The sequence below is a fragment of the Mesorhizobium sp. M7A.F.Ca.CA.002.05.1.1 genome (assembly GCF_003998335.1).
GTDB lineage: Bacteria > Pseudomonadota > Alphaproteobacteria > Rhizobiales > Rhizobiaceae > Mesorhizobium.
On sequence record NZ_RZQI01001031.1, the window covers coordinates 1 to 1,973 of the forward strand.

The following is a 1,973-nucleotide window of genomic DNA, read 5'->3' on the forward strand; positions in this document are numbered from 1 at the left end:
GGCCCGATCACGCCCGGCTTTTCGAACATGATGCCGGCATTGTAGTTGAGCTCGCCGAGATCATTGCTGCCGATGCCGCTGATCTTGCCGTCGATGCGCAGCTTCTCGGCCCGGCCGAACAAATTGCGGTGGCCCCAATAACCTTCCAGGCCCAGCCCCTCGGTGTTGGAGAAGGTGCCGCCGACGCCGAAATAGCGTGGCTTGCGCTCGCTGACCTGGACGCCGATCGGAATGTTGCCGTCGGCATCGAGCGTGTCGGCTTCCTTGAACGTCACGCTGTTGAAGACCTCGAGCGCCAGCAGCCGGTCGCGCGCGTCATCGATCTCTTGCGGCGAGTACTGCCGGCCGCGCTTGAGGCCGGTCATGTATTCGGTGAAGTCGCGGTCGACCTTTTCGGTGCCTTCCACCGTTGTGTCGCCATAGCCGGCGACCGGCCCAGCGGCGACCGTCAGCGTCACGTCCAGCGTCGAAGTAGCGTGGTCGGCGACGATCTGCCGGTCCGTCACCTCTGCCAGCGGCCTGCCTTGCTCCTTCAGCGTCCGCACGATCAGCGCCTCGGCCTTGAGCACAGCGCCGGATCCCGCATCGCCGCCTGATATCAAGCCATAATCGGCGCTCATCAGCCCCGCTGCGTCGCCCTCGAGGTGGATATTGCCCAAGGTGAATTTCGGCCCGCTGGCGATGTCGATCACCACGGGAACCGGCTGCGGCCCCTTGAATTCGGCATCCGGCGGCAAATCGTCGAGCGGCTTGCCGTCGATGGTGACGGTGACGACGCCTTCGTAGCGGGCATCGGCATAGAGCGCGGCGACAAGCTGTTCGCGGTCGCTGCGCGCCTTGGCCATCAGCCCGAGCGAGCCGGAAACCGGACGCTCCTCGTCACTCTTCAGCGCCGAGGCATTTTCGAGCTTCTTGACCAGATCCTTGTCGGCGTCGGGGGCGGAAATGGTAACGGCGTAGCGCAGGGGATCGACGATATCGGCATCCTCGTCGCTGGACGACCCCCACAGCTTGATGCCGAAAAGCTCGAAAGCGGCCGCCGGCCGCGATTCGGCGACGAGCACGGTCGAGCACATCACGGCCAGCAGCAGGGCGCGCGGAAGCGCACGCCCTGGCGCGCGACCTCCTGACATCTGCTCTTCATGCGCCGGCATTAAGACAACCTAGATTACAAAACTAAAATTGGAATGAAGTTCTGAAGCGCTCGTAAAGGGGCCACAATCCAATTGTCTGAAATAGGGCGGGCTTGGAATTCACACCTTTTGCGTCGCCGCAAGAAAGCGTGATCCCCTGTCCTATGGAGGTACTACCGGTCATCGGCCGGAAAGGAAACCGTTGGCAGGCGGAACCCTGCCGCGTCCTTGTGTTGACAAGCCTGACTGAAGCTTGATCATGCCCGGACGTCAGCTGTGTCTGGAGGGGTGTTATGGCAATGCGCGCGGCTCGTGGTCTGTCTATCCTGATTCTTCTGTTTTTAGGCTGGGCCAGTGTCCTGGCCTGGAGCAGCGCCGCGCAAGCGGCCGAGGCCCGGCGGATCGCGACAACGGACAATTCCGATTATTTCGGCTTTGATCTCAGGTCCGACCAGAATGTGACAATCGACCAGTGCAAGACGACATGCCTGGGAGACCCGGCCTGCCGTGCCTTCACCTACAACAAAAAAGCCAAATGGTGCTTCCTCAAATCCGACTACAACCAGCTGAAAACCTTCAACGGCGCGGTCGCGGGCAAGGTCGTCAACATCGATGGCGATCCTGATATCGGCGCGCCGCCGGAACTCGCTTTCTTCCCCAACTGGATGGCCGATCAGGCCCAGCAATACCGCAACAAGCTGCTCGGCCCGGCCTATGACAAGCCGACCGAAGGCATGGCTGCCTTGCTGAACGCCGCCGAACAGGCCGTGCTGACCGGGGATCACCGCTCCGCCATGCTGAAATACGAGGCCGCGGTCTCGGTGCTGCCCGATGATGGTC

2 protein-coding genes are annotated in these 1,973 nt (G+C 62.1%); one reads left to right on the forward strand and one right to left on the reverse strand.

All coding sequences use genetic code 11. The annotated features are described in order from the left end of the window. Positions 1–1,154 (reverse strand): autotransporter assembly complex protein TamA (locus EN939_RS32055; protein WP_164751417.1); only part of this gene is annotated, 1,154 nt, incomplete at its 3' end. Positions 1,155–1,426: 272 nt separating this feature from the next. Between EN939_RS32055 and EN939_RS32060 the strand changes: the two genes are divergently transcribed. Continuing rightward, positions 1,427–1,973 (forward strand): PAN/Apple domain-containing protein (locus tag EN939_RS32060; RefSeq protein ID WP_164751418.1); only part of this gene is annotated, 547 nt, incomplete at its 3' end.